This is a genomic window from Pseudolabrys sp. FHR47 (assembly GCF_005153485.1).
GTDB lineage: Bacteria > Pseudomonadota > Alphaproteobacteria > Rhizobiales > Xanthobacteraceae > Pseudolabrys.
This window is the reverse complement of the sequence record NZ_CP039740.1, coordinates 4329067-4344017: the sequence shown is the minus strand read 5'-3', so window position 1 is coordinate 4344017 and position 14951 is coordinate 4329067. Positions and strand designations below refer to the sequence as shown.

Below are 14951 nucleotides of genomic sequence, written 5' to 3'. Positions count from 1 at the left end.
AAGCGCCGACTCTCGATCTTCTGCCGTAGGCCGGAACGCAAAAGAAGCCCCCGGGCGTTTCGGCTTGGTGGCGCGAAACACCCGGGAGCATGTTTTGGCGTTAGGCGGCTAGCCGCGTCTCCTTGAGGTCGATGACCGGCACGCCGAGATTCTTGAGGAGTTGATACAAAGTATCGATCTCTTTTTGCTGCGGCATGGGCATCGGCGCTCGCATGAACGGATGCGGGATCAGACCGCACAGCCAAGTGGCCGTCTTGTAGCGGATATGCAGTCTGCCCATGTCGGCGACGTACGAATGGAGCTGCGACAGACCGCCGTCCCAGATATTGCGCGCCTTGACGACGTCGTTCTGATCCCAGGCTTCGAGATGGTCGAGCATGGGATTGAGCGCAAAATTCCAGAAGCCTGACAGAGTCCCGTCGAACATGCCGGTGGCCTTGTATTCATGGAAGCGCGAGGCGAGCGCGGCCATGACGGCGACATGGCGGTCGAGACCGCGCAAGCCCTTGGCGATCAGGTTGAAGCCTTCGTAGGTGTAGGTCATCTTCCAGCCGACGATGTTCTTCACCTCGCGGCAGATGCGCAAGGTCGCTTCGAGCGGCAGGCCGGGATAGAACGGCGGCTTGGCGCCACCGACAGGATGCGTGACGATCGGCAAATCGACCGCCCGGTCCTGCGCGATGATCTGATCCAGCCAGATTTCCGGATAGCCGTCGGCGTCCCAGCATGACGTGACGTCCTGAGCTCCGCCGGGAGGCGTGACGAAGATGCCGTCGACGCCAAGTGCCTTGCAGTCTTTGGCGGTTTCAACGGTTTCTTCTGTCGTGATCGCCCAGGTGCCGGCAATAACCGGAACCTTGCCGTTGATTTCCTCCATCGCAATTTCGAGGACGCGCCGCTTTTCTTCGCGCGTCAGGTAGAAGATTTCACCTGCTTCGGGGTTGACGCAGATGCCGCCGCCCATGCGTACAAACTTGTCGTTGTCGAGGAAGTGCCGCAAGAATCGGCGGTAGGCTTGCTCGTCGACTTTCATGTCGCGGTCGTAGGGTAGCAAAGCGGCGACGTAAAGATGGTCTCCGATCGTCTTTTTCTTCATATTCAGTCCTTTCTGTCTTTGGGCGGGTTCAGGGAGAGATTTCTTCGAGAACACGGTTCTTGGTCTCGACGGCGAAAATCGCCGTGACGACCGCAGCAATCGCGGCGATCAAGCCGAATGCCAGGAACACATTTTCCAGTCCGCCGCCGATCATCATGCCGACCACGCTCGGGCCGATCATCGAGGCAAGACGAAGCCACGCCGTCGCAACGCCGACACCCATGGCTCGGGCGCGCGTGGGGTAGAGTTCCGGCGTGTAGAGATAAGCGCCGAGCGATACGACGGATGAAAAGAAGAAGGCGAGGCTGACGAGGGCGACCACGCGTTGCGGCGTCTGCGCGCCGATGAACCAGAGGCCGACCAGCGCCGCTGCCGCTCCCACAAAGGCCACGGCAAACCACGGGCGACGACCGAAGTAGTCGATCGTGAGAGCGCAGAGCAGCGCACCCAGAAGGCCGAATACCTGCGTGATCAAGCCGTATTGCAGGGACTGCTCAAGCGGCAGATGGAATACGGTGCGGTAGATCGTCGGCAGCCAGACCGTCAGTCCGTAGGTGATGAGGTAAGCTGCGAACCAGATTGTCCAGGCAACGAGCGTGCGACGCAGATAGATCGGGCCGAAGAGGTCAGACCAGGTTGCAGGGCGTTCCTGAGACGCGACCGATACCTCGGCCACCGGCAGCGGCTGACGCGTCGCCTTCTCGGTCTCGCGTTCGATGTAGGCGAGAGCTGCTTCCGCCTCAGCGCCGCGACCACGTGAAGCCAGCCAGCGCGGCGATTCCGGGAGCTGACGCTGCAGGAAAAACAGAAGCAGCGCCGGTATCGCGCCGATCAGGAACATGTAGTGCCAGCCGAAGGTCGGCACGACCCAGCGGGCGATCACGCCGGCGGCAACAAGGCCGACCGGGAAGATCAGCTCGAAAAGCAGCACGAAGCGGCCGCGGCCTTTGGCGCGCGTGATCTCGCTGATGTAGACGGCTGCGATCGGCACTTCGCCGCCGAGGCCGAGACCCTGCAATGTGCGGAATATGAGGAGAGACTGGTAGTCCCACGCGAAGGCGCATGCGAAGCTCATCACCGACAGGACGAGGATGGACCAAACCAGTGCTCGCATCCGGCCGAAGCGCTGCGCGACCCAACTGAAGAACAAGGCGCCCGCAAGCTGGCCGAGATAGCCGGCCGAGATCATGAAACCGACCTGGGGGCCGGTGAGCTTCCACAACGGCACCAGAACCGGCAGCACGAAGGCGATGGCGAGAGCATCGAACGCGTCAAAGAATGTGGCGACGCCAATGATGACCCGGGCCTTGACGTGCCAGGATGACAGCGGGAGGCGCTCAATCCGGGCGGCCACCTCGGCCGCTTTCGACTCGTGAAAATGGGTTTGGTCCACTGCGACCATGGTCTCCTCCGAATTGCCCATGTGATTTGTTGCGGGCTTACCCATGATCATCGGGGGCGCGACAAGAAATGCAATTCAGGTTATTGTCATAAGATCATGCATCTCATTCATAGTGCCCGGCCATGAATCTACGATCCATCGACCTCAATCTGCTGGTTGCCTTCGATGCGCTGATCTCCGAGCGCAATGTGTCGCGAGCGGCCGACAGGCTCGGCATGACGCAATCGGCGCTCAGTCACGCGCTTAAACGGTTGCGGGGCGTGTTTGCCGATCCATTATTGACGCGCGGGCCGCGCGGCATGGAGCCGACCGAACGGGCGCTGGCCCTGCGCGAGCCGATCAAGGCCGTGCTCGCTGAAATCCAGTCGATCGTCAGCACGCGCGATGCGTTTGATCCGGGCACTACACATCGTACGTTCAGGCTGTCGATGAGCGACGCAATGAACGTCGAGGCGCTTCCGGCAATCATTCGTAAACTGCGAAAGACCGCCCCTAACATCGATCTGCTGGTGACCACGTCGGGCCCGCGCGAATCCTGTGCGCGTCTGCTCAAGGACGAGGTGGAAATCGCCGTGGGCGTGTTTCCCAACGTGCCGGCGGAGATCTTGCGTCAAGAGCTTTATCGCGATGTCCTGGTGAGCGTCGCGGACAAAAATAACCCACGTCTCAAAAATGGACGTATGGACGAGCGGTCGTATTTGGCGTCACCCCACGTGACCGTCGCGCCCAATCTCGATTCCGGCGTGCAACTCGACGACATCTTCGCGGCAATGGGCCTTTCGCGCCGTGTCGTCGCGACGGTGGCACATTACACCGCAATTCCGGGCCTAGTGCGCGGCACCGATCTCGTCGCTCATACGAGACGCAGGCTCGTTAATATCTTTCGGTCGTCAGCCAATCTGGTCATCTTCCCGATCCCCGCGCCGTTCCGTGTTCCGGAGCTGAGTTTCGAGCAGTTATGGCATCCCCGGCATGATCGCGATGCGGGGCATCGCTGGCTGCGCAATCTCATCAAGACCACGGTTGGCACGACAGCCAACAAAGACGAGTAGTCTTACAGCGTCGGAAGTCGCTTAAGGCGACGATGGCGGCTTCCTGCCTTTTGCGACGGTGGTCTCGGCTGACTGCTGTGCAATCTGGATAGCGTGCCATACCCGAGACGGGGTTAGAGGCATGTCGATTGCCTCGACGCCAAGTGGATGCAGCGCATCAAGGACCGCGTTGACGATCGTCGGCGGCGCGCCGATCGTGCCGGATTCGCCGATGCCCTTGATGCCGAGCGGATTGGTCTTGGCGGGTACTTCCTCGAGAGCGGACGCAATGTTCGGGAGCGTGGAGGCTCGCGGTATCCCATAATCCATGAAGCTGCCGGTCAGCAGCTGGCCCGACCCGTCGTAGGCGATGCCCTCAAGGAGCGCTTGTCCTGCGCCTTGGGCAATACCGCCGTGAATCTGCCCCTCGCAAATGGCAGGGTTTATGACCATGCCGAGATCGTCGACCGCCGCAAAACGGTCGATGGTGACGAGGCCAGTTTCCGGATCGACCTCAACCTCGCAGATTTGGCAGCCGTTGGGATAGTTGGGAGCCCCGCCCGGGACGCCTGAGTAAGTCCCTACGGCGTCAAGGCCGAGACCGAATTTGAGGACGGGGCCAGCGGGCGCGAAGAAGGCTTTCGCGACGGCCGTCAGGGGAATGCGCTTGTCGGTCCCCGCCACGGTAAACATGCCCTTATTAAATTCGATGTCGTTTTCGGCGGCTTCGAGCAGCGCGCCCGCCATCTGTTTCGCCTTGGCGATGATGCCATCTGCGGCAAAGCGCAAAGCAACCCCGCCAACCATGGAACTGCGGGCCGCGAATGTGCCTCGGCCGAACGCGACTTTTTCCGTATCGCCTTGGATGTAGTGGACCGAGTCGAACGGCACGCCGAGCCATTCGGACACAAGTTGCGCAAAGGCTGTGGCATGGCCTTGGCCGTGCGAGTGTGTGCCGGCAATGATCGATACCGTTCCGCCCGGATCGAAGCGCAACTCCATGCGCTCGTTAAACACCCCGCCGATTTCGATGTAAGGCGTGATCGCCCGGCCGCGCAGCTTGCCTGCTTTCCGGCTCGCTAACTGGCGCGCCTCGAATCCGTTCCAGTCGGCGAGCTCCAGGCATCGGTCCATCATCCGCTGGAAATCGCCGCTGTCGTAGTTTTGATGAGTCGGCGTGTGGTAGGGGAGGGCGTCAGGTTTGATGAGGTTCCGTCGCCGCAGCTCGACTCGGTCGATGCCAGTCACCTGCGCGGCGCGGTCGAGCAGGCGCTCGATGAAATAAATCGCCTCCGGTCGTCCCGCGCCGCGGTAGACGGAAGTTGGCGCCGTATTCGTGAACACCGCATTTGTCGTCAGATCGACGGCCGCTACGTCATATACGCTCGGTATCAACATCAGTGAAAAGAAGAGCGGAGCTGTAATCGCCGCGGACCAATAAGCGCCGAGGCTCTGATAGGCGTTGGCACGGATACCGAGAATTTTGCCAGCCTCATCCAGTGCCAGCTCACCGTAGATAACCTGGTCCCTGCCGTGCGTATCGCACATCAGGCTTTCCGTACGCGTCGCCGTCCATTTTACCGGCCGGCCGCATCGCTTGGACGCCCACAGGACGAGGACGTCGTCGGGATAGAGATTGGCCTTCATGCCGAATCCGCCGCCGACATCGGGCGAAATAACGCGGATCTTCGTTTCCGGGATACCGAAGATGGCGGAGGCGAGGCTGCTGCGGATTCCGTGCGGGTCTTGTGAGGCCGTGTATAACGTGTAGCTGTCGTTCGCCGCGTCATACATGCCCAGGGCGGCGCGGGGTTCGATGGCGGTTGCCGTCACCCGATTGTTGTAAAGCCTGAGCTTGACGACGTGTCGTGCGGCGGCGAATGCAGCATCCGTTGCCGTTTTATCGGCAAAGGCGATCGTGACTCCGATATTACCGTTGGGGTTGTCGCTCCAGAGTTTCGGTGCGACCGATTGGGCGGCTTCTTCAACGTCGATGGCGGCCGGCAGTGGGTCGTATTCAACCTCGACCAATTCGGCCGCATCGCGAGCCTGCGCCTCAGTCTCGGCGACAACGAACGCGATGCGCTCGCCGACGCAGCGCGCACGATCGGCCAGGACCGGCCGTAATGTCGCATAGCCTTTCGGGCCACCCCACGCTTCCGGCATGAAAAAAGGTGGAATTCCGCCAATTTTGTCGGTCTTTGCGTCGGCCGCGGTCAGCACGCAAAGCACGCCGGGAGAAGCCAGCGCGGCAGACACGTCGACACTCTTGATAGCGGCATGAGCGTGTGTGGAGAGAACCGCGGCCCCATGACATTGCCTTGGCAACGATATGTCACTGACATACGAACCGGTGCCGGTGAGAAAACGCTGGTCCTCGACGCGGCGAACCGCTTGACCTATCCCGAACTTGGCCATCTTTCCCTCCCATTCGCGTTTTTATGAACAAAAATGATACTGGCCGCTTCAGTCGCATTGCAGCGGCAGTTTTCGGTATTGGGCGTCTTCCTCATCAAGTATGTGGCAAACTTGCGAACTGCGTCGGGCACCATCGCGGGCGGCTAATGGCGAAGAGCCCGACGCCAGGCGAGCAGATGAGACTCGATCGATGTGAGAACGACGTTGGTTAGATAACCGGTTAGACCCAGGATAAAAATTCCGGCATAGATTTCGGGGCTTCGGTAGATGCGTTGCGCCAGCAGGATGTTCTGACCGAGCCCAGGTTGACTTGCTTGCATCTCGACGACGACGGTCAGGATGAGAGAGACCGCGAGGCTGATGCGCAAGCCTGCAAAAATGTCGGGCAAGGCGCTTGGCAGGGCGATCTTGTACAAGAACTCAGCCCGGCTCATCTCGAGCGATCGGGCGACTTCTGCAAGCCGCGGATCGATGCGCTTGAACCCATGAACGCTCCCAAGAAGCACGGGCCAAATCGCACCGAAGGCGATGACGAAGACGGCCATGGTCTGGCCGAGACCCAACAGCAGAATAGCCGGCGGGATGATCGCCGAGGCCGGCAGGGGACGAAAGAATTCGAGCGTAGGTTCGAGATATGCGCGCAGCACCTTCGAGCTTCCGATAAGCGCGCCCAGAGCTATGCCGGCGGCCGATGCCAAGACCCATCCAAGAGCCATTCGCTCCAATGTTGCGGCGAGCGGTTCCCATATGCGGCCACTCGTGATCAGTTCAGACAGCGCCTGCAGCGAGCGGGTTGGCGGCGGAAAGAAGACCGCGGAAATCACGTTGGAGCTGGCCAATAGCTGCCAAAGCGCCAATAGCGTTAGCGCAAATGCGACGGCGGCCAGGCGCATGACAAATCGACGGCGGTTCATCGTCCCTCCATCGCGTAGCGTGAAAGCCAATTTCGATCGATGGATTGGATGAGGAGGTTGAGCAACCATCCCAGGAGCCCGGTCCAAACGACGTAGCCGTAGACGAGATCGACCTGGAGCATTTGCTGCGCGTAGATCATGGCGTAGCCTAGGCCGCGCGGATTGATGACGATTTCAACCGTGACGGCCACGATCAGGGCGATGCCTGTGGCGACACGGATGCCCACCCATATGCGCCCGATGGTTGCCGGCAGAATGAATTTGACGATGCGCTGAAACAGGGAGAATTCGAGCCCGCGCGCGATCTGCGTGAAGCGTTCGTCGAGACCTTGCACTGCCGACATCGTCACGATGATGATGGGCCAGACGCAGGCAAAAGCGATGATGCTAATCTCGAGAGAGAGGCCAAATCCGAAAATGAGCAGGGCCAGTGGCACCAAGGCGATTGCCGGAACCGGCCGAAATGCCTCGACCGATGGCCCAATGACGCCGTTGAGAAACGGCGATATGCCGAGCAATAACCCAATGGCGATGCCGAGAGCTGCGGCGAGAAGAAGGCCAAGCAGGGTCGTCTGCAAGGTTTGCAGCGTGGCGAGCGGAAGCGAGCCGTCGAGCGCCGAGGTCCCAATCGCCTGGATCATCAGGCTGGGTTGCGACAACGCGTCGGGAATGGCGCCGGTGCGCCCGGCGACTTCCCACCCTGCGAGCAGCAAAGCCGGAATGAGGAGGCCGCGCCACGATACCATCGTCAGTGCCTTTCGAGCTGTTTGAAAAGACGATGACGATATTGGAGGAACAGCGGTTCTTCGCGTGTCGTCAGCTGGTTACGCGGTCGCGGTAGGTTGATCTTCACGACGTCGCCAACGCGTCCTGGCCGCGCTGCCAGCGAAACGACACGGTCACCGAGATAAATTGCCTCCTCGAGATCATGGGTGATGAATACGACCGTGAGATCTTTCTCGGCGGCTAGCCGGCTGACTTCGTCCTGAAGAGACTGGCGCGTGATGGCGTCGAGCGCGCCGAACGGTTCGTCCATCAGAAGCAGCGACGGTTCCTGGGCAAGACAGCGGGCGATTTGCACGCGCTGCTGCATGCCGCCCGACAGGGCGCCTGGATAGAGGTCGGCGACGTGTGCAAGGTTCATTTGCGCCAACAGGGCTTGCGATCTCTCGCGCCGGTCTCTTTTCGAAAGGCCTTGCCCTTCGAGGGCAAGCGCGACATTGGCCCACACCTTGCGCCAGGGCAGCAACGAGCGACTGTAGTCTTGAAAAACAATGGCGCGGTCGCGCGACGGCTTCGTGATTGGCGCGTTCTTGAACAGCATCGTGCCGGAGGACGCCGTGACATGGCCGGCGAGAAGGCGGAGCAACGTTGTCTTGCCGCACCCGGACGGCCCGACGATGCACAAGAACTCGCCGCTCGCAATGCCAAGAGTGATGCGATCGAGGACGAGATTGGCGCCATAGGAAAGTGTGACGCCATCGAGCGATAGAATATGCGGTGCGTTCAGGTCTGCGGACGTGTCCACATCTGCGTCGTACGCAAGCGCGCTCCCGGCATCGGCCGCCATCGACACTTCCTCCCGTCCCTGCATCGCTCCGGGCGACACCGGGCGTGCTTGTTATTGGATCGCGTTCGGCTCTTGTTGGCCAAACCAGTAAGAATTGTACGGTATAAGATTGACAGGTCGGCGTCCAGTGGCTAGCGTCCGTTAAATTAAAAAACAACAAGGCGCTCGTTACCGGCGGGCCATCGAGGGAGGAAGTGATGACAATCAAGCGGCTTATTTCGTTCGGCTTGGCGTTCGTCCTGGCTGCTGCAGTGCACGCGCCGGCCTTCGCGCAGACCAAGATCAGCGTCGGCTACATTCCAGCGATGGACTTTCTTCCGGCTTTCGTGGCCAAGGAGCAGGGGCTGTTCGAGAAGAACGGGCTCGATGTCACGCTCAAGCCGATCGTCCTGGCCTCGAACGTCGCCTCCGCTATGACGGCCGGCGACGTGCAGATTGGCCTTGGCACTGGGCCAAACATGATGATGGCGAATGAAGGTGGCCTCGATCTTGTTGCTGTCTATGGATTGACGCGCGACACCAAACAAAATCCGATAGTCGGTCTGATCGCGCGCAAGGGCTCCGGCATTAAGACGGCGGCCGATCTCGTCGGAAAAAAGATCGCAGTGCCTGGGCTGAACAGCGTGGTTCATATATTCGCTATGGAATGGGTGGCGAAGAATGGGGTCAATCCCAACAAGGTGACCTTTATCGAATTGCCTTTGCCGCAAATGGGTAGCGTGCTGAAGGGCGGCTTGGTGGATGCGATTGCGGTCATCGAGCCCTTCCGCGGTGGCATTCTGCGGGACCCGGACTCGGTTCTTGTCGCCAATATCGCGAGCGATCTTCGCGACAACATGATGATGGGTTATTGGCAGTCGCTGCGCAGTTGGGCGAAAGCCAATCCCGGCGCCGTCAAGGCGTTCCGCGCATCGATGGACCAGGGGCTCGCGTTTATTCAGCAGAATCCCGAAGAGGCCAAGAAGATCGCAGGGAAATATCTGCGTGTGGTGCCTCCGACTTTCCCTGTCTGGCAATTCAAACAAACGGCCGACGATTTCCAGTATCAGGCCGATATCTCGCGCGAACTAGGGTTTCTGAAGAAGCCGGTCGATGCAAATGCGCTGATCTGGAAGTGAATGTGGCTCTGGGTCGCCCGTAATTTCGAGTCCGTTGCTTGATTTCGGTAATGAAAGTAGCGCCATGACAAAGCAAGCGGTCAATCATGTGCACCTGGTCGGCAGTATTGGGCTCGAATCGGTAGAAGAAATTTTTCGTACGGTCGGCCCGCTCTTTGGCAGTCGCCTTCGCCGTATCCCCGATGGTGAGCCTGGCCCGCGGCGGCTTTGGGCGAGTTTCCAATATCCTGCGCTGCGGGCCAGTCCCTATCTTCGTCCGGATCCAAGTGGTGCGGTCCGGGCGACCTCTGGATTTCCGTTGCTTTGCCTCGCAGACGGCGTCCAGGACGATGAGGTGCAATTCGGCGAACTCGGCTACTTGCGGGAAGCGAAGGGATCCTATGTCGATTTCTGCGCTGCGCGCGAGCGAGGCGACGTGCCGCGCGAATCCCGCTTCCAGGTCTGCCTGCCGACGCCGATGGGCGTGGTCTACGCCTTCTGTACGCCGCGCAATCTCATCGCGATCGACGCGGCCTACGAAAAGGCGATGATCCGTGAAGTGGAGGCCATCTGCCGAGCTATTCCTCACAAAGATCTCTGCATTCAGTGGGACTTCTGCCACGAGATGATCATTCTCGACGGTCAGTCGCAGAACTGGTTCCCCCTGATCAATGCATCGATGTCGGAGATCATGGCGCGAATGGCGCGCATTTGCGCCGCCGTACCGGGCGACGTCGAGCTCGGCATCCATCTTTGCTACGGCGACTTCGGTGCCAAGCACTTTATCGAACCGAAGGATGCGGGGCGCATGGTTGAAGTGGCCAATGCGATGACGCAATCGATCGCTCGGCCGATCACATATATCCACATGCCGGTACCGCTTAGCCGGAGTGACGATGAGTTCTTCAGGCCGCTGCGCGACCTAAAGCTTGGTCCTGAGACCGAGCTCTATCTTGGTCTCGTACACGCCGCGGACGGAGTGGCGGGAACGCGGAAGCGAATGGAGGTGGCTCGACGATATGTCGGCGACTTCGGTGTCGCGACCGAATGCGGCATTTCCCGTGCGCGCAAGCCCGAGCTCGTGCGGCAAATATTGAAGATTCACACCGAGGTGTGCGACGCGCACGCGGTATGAAAATTTGGGCTCAGTGAAAGCATACAGTTCTGGGGATTAGCTTGCAGTACTTTGTCGGAACCGATGTGGGCGGCACGTTCACGGATATTTGGGTCGCAGGAGATGATGGACGAGCCAGAGTCTTCAAAGCGCCCACCACAAAAGACGTTATTGGCGGTGTGATCGAGGCCATCAAACTCGCTGCCGCCTCGTATGAAGTAAGCTTCGAATCGTTTTGCGCGAGTATCGCTCGCTTCGGACACGGCACGACGGTCGGGCTGAACGCGTTGCTCACCGGCTCGGCGGCCAAGACCTATGTTCTGACGACGAAAGGCTTCGGCGATACGCTGGAAATCGGCCGGCTGCGACGGCAAACATCCGGCATGAATGAGCTCGAGATGACGGACGCATACTTCCGTAACCGTCATTTGCCGCTTGTTTCGCGCTCCCGCATCATCGAGTGCGAAGAACGGATCGATGCCAGTGGCAAAGTTATCGTGCCGCTCGACGAGCAGCAGATAAGACGCAGCCTCGAAAGCCTGCGCGGCGAACAGCCGGAAGCGATCGCCATTTGCACTTTGTTCTCCGTGGTCAATCCCACGCATGAGTTGAAGTTGCGCGAGTTGGTCAACGAGATCCTGCCAGACGTGTTTGTCAGCCTTTCGCATGAGATTTCGCCGAGCGTCGGCGAGTATTCGCGGATGTCGACCACGGTCGCTAATGCGTCGCTCGGGCCCATTGCCGGGCGTTATCTCGCGCGCCTGGAGGATATTCTCCGCAACGCCGGCATGAAGGTGCCGATCCTGATGATGACCTGCTCGGGCGGCGTGTTGCCGACCAAGCTTCTCAACGATCGACCGGTCTTCGCGGTGTTCTCGGGCCCGGCCGCGGGCGTCAAGGGATCCCAGGCGATTGGCGACCTGATCGGGTCTGGAAACATCCTGACGACCGACATCGGCGGCACGAGCTTCGATGTCGGCGTGATTGTCGACCGTCAGCCGATCACTCGTGCCGAAATCACGCTGGCGGGCGCAGACATGAAGGTCCGTTCGATCGATGTCGATTCGATCGGCGCCGGTGGTGGAAGCATCGCTTCGGTCGATCGGGGAGAACTCCGCGTTGGGCCGCGCAGCGCGGGAGCCAATCCCGGTCCGGCGTGCTATGGGCGCGGCGGCACGGAACCGACGGCAACCGATGCCGATCTCGTACTGGGCGTTCTCGATCCGGACAACTTCATCGGCGGACGCATGCGGCTAGATGTCGAGGCTGCGCGACGGGCAATTCACGACAAGATCGCGAAGCCCTTGGGCATGACGGTTAACGAAGCGGCGTGGGGCATCCGCAAGGTTCTCGACAGTAGGATGGCCGATCTCTTGCGGCGGATGACGCTCGAGCGCGGCTACAACCCGCTTGATTTCGTTCTTCTGGCCAATGGCGGCGCGGGGCCGTCCCATGCATGGGTGCTGAGCACCGAACTCGGATTGCCCGGTTTTGTGGTGCCGGCGGCGGCGACCGCCCAGTCCGCGTTCGGAACCGCGAATTGCGATCTCGGATATGTCGCGGAACGGCCGATCTATGTCCGCATTCCGCCGCGCGGGGAGCCCGCGTCGGATCGATTGCAGGCGGTCAGCGAGGCCATGCATGCGGCGCGTGAAGAGGCGCAAGCGCTGTTACGGACGGCGGGCGCCGTCGAAGACATTCAGATGGAGTCGAGTGTTTCGGTTAGGTTTCGGGGACAGGCCCATCATTTGGATGTGCCGTTCGTCGGCAGCGTGTTCGATGGAGCGGCCTATCAGCGGGTTGTGACGGCGTTCCAACAGCAGTACGAGAGCTTGTTCGGTGGCGGCGCCAGCTTTGCGCAGGCGGGCTACGAAATTCTGTCGGTTCAAGCTACGGCCTCCGTCAGAATGATCCCGCCATCGATTGCTGGCTCTGGCGACGAGCTGCGTCGGCGGGGCAGCCGCAAGGTGGTCTTCGATGACCCTGCCAACGCGGTCGAGACCGACATTTTTCAAACACTCTTTCCGCCTCCCGGTGCAGAGATTGTCGGCCCATGCATCATCGAATTTCCCGGTCAAAGCGTCGTGGTCCCTCCCGGGTCGCGTGCGGCGGCCGATCAGTTTGGCAATCTGCACGTGACGCAGGCGGTACAATGAGCGACTCCCTCAATCCAGTCATCTTTGAAGTCATCCGAAATCGCTTGATTGCGATTACCGAGGAAATGCGCGTCGCGCTGCAAAGCGTGTCCGGATCTCCGACGGTGACGGAAGCGTCGGACTTCTTCACCGGCCTTTTCACGGCCGAGGGCGACGTCGCGTCGATGGGCTTCCAGGTCGCCTTCCACGCGCCGGTTTCCGGCGCCTTCATCCGGCATATCGTGTCGCGGCCCGGCATGGTCGTTCGGAAAGGCGACATGTTCATCGGCAATGATCCTTATATTGCGGCACTGCATCAAAACGACGTGCAGATGGTGGCGCCGATCTTTGTCGACGACCGGTTGATCGCATGGGCTGCTGTCGAAGCGCACGAGACCGACGTCGGCGGCATGGATTTCGCCAGCTGGTGTCCGAAGGCGCGCGAGGTTCATCAAGAGGGGCTGCGAATTCCTTGCGTCAAGTTGGTCGACGCCGGGACGATGCGCGACGACGTGCTCGAAATGATTGTCTCGGCGTCTCGGCTTCCGGCGCTGCTCGGCCTCGATATTCGGGCCTTTATCGCGACATTGAATGTTGCAACGGATCGAATATCGGAGCTCACCGGCCGCTATGGCGCCGATGTGATCCACGAAGCCATGCAGCGTGTCATTGCGTCGTCAGAAGTTCGTATGCGGGCGAGGTTGCAGGAGCTGCCGGACGGCGAGTACCACGCACAGGACTTCCTCGAGCACGACGGACACGACAATGTGCTCTACAAACTCGATGTCCGGCTCACTAAAAAGGCGGACAAGCTGACGCTGGATTTCAGCAATTCGAGTCCTCAGGCGCCCGGATTTATCAACGCCAGTCGTTCGGGCCTGATGGGCGCCGTTGCCGGGTCGATTTTGCCGACGTTTGCCTACGACATGCCCTGGAATCAGGGCTGCCTCACGCCCATTGAAGTTGTCGCGCCCGATGGCCTGATCTGCACGGCGCAGTTTCCGGCTCCGGTCGGATCGGCCACCGTGGAAGCTATCTGGGTGGCTGGCAACGCAATCATGTTGGGTCTGAACAAAATTCTGGCGGTATCGCCGGGCTACCAGCATCGCGCGCAGGGCCTGAATGCGGGAGCGATGGCGACATTCAATCTCGGCGGCGTCAATCAGTTCGGTGAGCCGTTCGGTCTCCATCTCATGGATCCGATCGCGGCAGGATCTGCCGCCTTTCCCGCCAGAGACGGTGTCAATGCCGGTGGACCGATCACGTCTCCGGTTTCATGCATTGCCGACGTTGAACGAAACGAGCAAGTGGCTCCGCTCTTTTATTTTCAACGCAAATTAGCGCCGGACACCGGCGGGCCGGGCCGCTTCCGTGGCGGCTTGAGCGCCGAGGTGTCGTTTACCCTTGGCGGTATCGATCATGCCTCCGCTCTGATCATGACGCACGGCGTCGAGGTGCCGAATTCGCAAGGTCTTGGCGGTGGATGGCCAGGCGCGACCATTCGTCAAACGTTTGGCCGCGATGCCGTGCGAGATGGCCGGCTGCAGAATGGAAGCTGGGAGACCTTCGGCCCGAAGCCCGGCCTGATGCGTATGACAAATCGTGACGTATTCGCGGTGTCGTGGCAGGGCGGCGGCGGTTATGGCGATCCCATCGAGAGGGACCCAGAAACGGTCGCGAAGGATGTGAAGGGCGGGGCTGTATCGGCCGAAGCGGCGAAAGTCGTGTATGGCGTGATTGTCGACGGTGGTCTCGATCTACGCGCCACCGAGGAGGAGCGGGCAAAAATTCGGCTTGCTCGGGTCGGCGGCGCCTTTCGGTCCGAACCGGAGCGTATCTTCCAAGGCACTCCGCTCTTTAACCTGAGCGATGCGCTCAGCCTCGCCAAAGACAGGCGCGGCTGGCACGTCGTCACCAAGGCCGGATACATCCTGTGCACCGGGTCGACGCGTTGGCGTTCGGGCGCGGCGTCGGCCAGCTGGCGCAAGCTGCCCGCTGAGTTCGGTATTGTTTTGCACGAAGATCTGGCGGCGACTGCGTATTATTGTCCGGCGTCGGGCACGTTGTTGTCAGTCGACTTTCACTTCAAGGATGTGAGGCCGCCTGACGACACCATACTCGATCTGACCTCTGTCGATGGCCTATTGAGCGGCCACGACCGGATACATTGAAAC

At 60.5% G+C, this 14951-nt stretch carries 11 protein-coding genes; 5 read left to right on the top strand and 6 right to left on the bottom strand.

Annotated elements, in window-relative coordinates; translation table 11 throughout:
* Positions 1-100: 100 nt before the first annotated feature.
* A complete protein-coding gene (locus E8Q40_RS21015) occupies positions 101-1096 on the bottom strand; it encodes a dihydrodipicolinate synthase family protein (protein ID WP_137046361.1) in 996 nt (331 codons plus the stop codon).
* Between the two features lie 28 nt (positions 1097-1124).
* Positions 1125-2498, bottom strand: a complete 1374-nt coding sequence (locus E8Q40_RS21010; RefSeq protein ID WP_137046360.1) for an MFS transporter — start codon at positions 2496-2498, stop codon at positions 1125-1127.
* Between the two features lie 122 nt (positions 2499-2620).
* Between E8Q40_RS21010 and E8Q40_RS21005 the strand changes: the two genes are divergently transcribed.
* Positions 2621-3550 carry a LysR family transcriptional regulator gene (locus tag E8Q40_RS21005; protein WP_137046359.1) on the top strand — a complete coding sequence of 310 codons (930 nt, stop codon included), beginning with the start codon at positions 2621-2623 and terminating at the stop codon, positions 3548-3550.
* 21 nt (positions 3551-3571) lie between these two features.
* Here E8Q40_RS21005 and E8Q40_RS21000 read toward each other — a convergent pair whose 3' ends face one another.
* The 4 genes from E8Q40_RS21000 to E8Q40_RS20985 all read right to left on the bottom strand — a co-directional run bounded on the left by E8Q40_RS21000 (position 3572) and on the right by E8Q40_RS20985 (position 8431).
* Positions 3572-5947, bottom strand: a complete 2376-nt coding sequence (locus tag E8Q40_RS21000) for a xanthine dehydrogenase family protein molybdopterin-binding subunit (protein WP_137046358.1) — start codon at positions 5945-5947, stop codon at positions 3572-3574.
* Positions 5948-6090: 143 nt separating this feature from the next.
* On the bottom strand, positions 6091-6861 hold the full coding sequence (locus E8Q40_RS20995) for an ABC transporter permease (RefSeq protein ID WP_137046357.1): 771 nt from the start codon (positions 6859-6861) through the stop codon (positions 6091-6093).
* Complete coding sequence (locus tag E8Q40_RS20990; protein WP_137046356.1) at positions 6858-7607, bottom strand: ABC transporter permease; 750 nt, start codon at positions 7605-7607, stop codon at positions 6858-6860. Before E8Q40_RS20990 ends, E8Q40_RS20995 begins: the two co-directional genes overlap by 4 nt.
* Before the next feature lie 2 nt (positions 7608-7609).
* Positions 7610-8431: an ABC transporter ATP-binding protein gene (locus E8Q40_RS20985; RefSeq protein ID WP_205995620.1), complete on the bottom strand. Its 822-nt coding sequence runs from the start codon at positions 8429-8431 to the stop codon at positions 7610-7612.
* 197 nt (positions 8432-8628) lie between these two features.
* Here E8Q40_RS20985 and E8Q40_RS20980 point away from each other — a divergent pair, with 197 nt between their 5' ends.
* The 4 genes from E8Q40_RS20980 (at position 8629) to E8Q40_RS20965 (ending at position 14948) form a co-directional block, all read left to right on the top strand.
* The gene (locus E8Q40_RS20980; RefSeq protein WP_137046354.1) at positions 8629-9549 is read left to right on the top strand and encodes an ABC transporter substrate-binding protein; all 921 of its coding nucleotides are present in this window, start codon (positions 8629-8631) and stop codon (positions 9547-9549) included.
* Between the two features lie 64 nt (positions 9550-9613).
* Positions 9614-10663: a hypothetical protein gene (locus tag E8Q40_RS20975; protein WP_137046353.1), complete on the top strand. Its 1050-nt coding sequence runs from the start codon at positions 9614-9616 to the stop codon at positions 10661-10663.
* A 41-nt stretch (positions 10664-10704) separates the two neighbouring features.
* Positions 10705-12798, top strand: coding sequence for a hydantoinase/oxoprolinase family protein (locus E8Q40_RS20970; protein ID WP_205995618.1), 2094 nt, complete (start codon positions 10705-10707; stop codon positions 12796-12798).
* Complete coding sequence (locus E8Q40_RS20965; RefSeq protein WP_137046351.1) at positions 12795-14948, top strand: hydantoinase B/oxoprolinase family protein; 2154 nt, start codon at positions 12795-12797, stop codon at positions 14946-14948. The genes E8Q40_RS20970 and E8Q40_RS20965 overlap by 4 nt, the downstream gene beginning before the upstream one ends.
* The last annotated feature ends 3 nt before the right edge of the window (positions 14949-14951 follow it).

What these genes read in the sequence shown, in the direction of transcription:
- E8Q40_RS21005 (WP_137046359.1), top strand. Translation starts at nt 2,621, where the DNA reads ATGAATCTACGATCCATCGACCTCAATCTGCTGGTTGCCTTCGATGCG.
- E8Q40_RS20980 (WP_137046354.1), top strand. Translation starts at nt 8,629, where the DNA reads ATGACAATCAAGCGGCTTATTTCGTTCGGCTTGGCGTTCGTCCTGGCT.
- E8Q40_RS20965 (WP_137046351.1), top strand. Translation starts at nt 12,795, where the DNA reads ATGAGCGACTCCCTCAATCCAGTCATCTTTGAAGTCATCCGAAATCGC.
- E8Q40_RS21015 (WP_137046361.1), bottom strand. Translation starts at nt 1,096, where the DNA reads ATGAAGAAAAAGACGATCGGAGACCATCTTTACGTCGCCGCTTTGCTA.
- E8Q40_RS21000 (WP_137046358.1), bottom strand. Translation starts at nt 5,947, where the DNA reads ATGGCCAAGTTCGGGATAGGTCAAGCGGTTCGCCGCGTCGAGGACCAG.
- E8Q40_RS21010 (WP_137046360.1), bottom strand. Translation starts at nt 2,498, where the DNA reads ATGGTCGCAGTGGACCAAACCCATTTTCACGAGTCGAAAGCGGCCGAG.
- E8Q40_RS20985 (WP_205995620.1), bottom strand. Translation starts at nt 8,431, where the DNA reads ATGGCGGCCGATGCCGGGAGCGCGCTTGCGTACGACGCAGATGTGGAC.
- E8Q40_RS20990 (WP_137046356.1), bottom strand. Translation starts at nt 7,607, where the DNA reads ATGGTATCGTGGCGCGGCCTCCTCATTCCGGCTTTGCTGCTCGCAGGG.
- E8Q40_RS20995 (WP_137046357.1), bottom strand. Translation starts at nt 6,861, where the DNA reads ATGAACCGCCGTCGATTTGTCATGCGCCTGGCCGCCGTCGCATTTGCG.
- E8Q40_RS20975 (WP_137046353.1), top strand. Translation starts at nt 9,614, where the DNA reads ATGACAAAGCAAGCGGTCAATCATGTGCACCTGGTCGGCAGTATTGGG.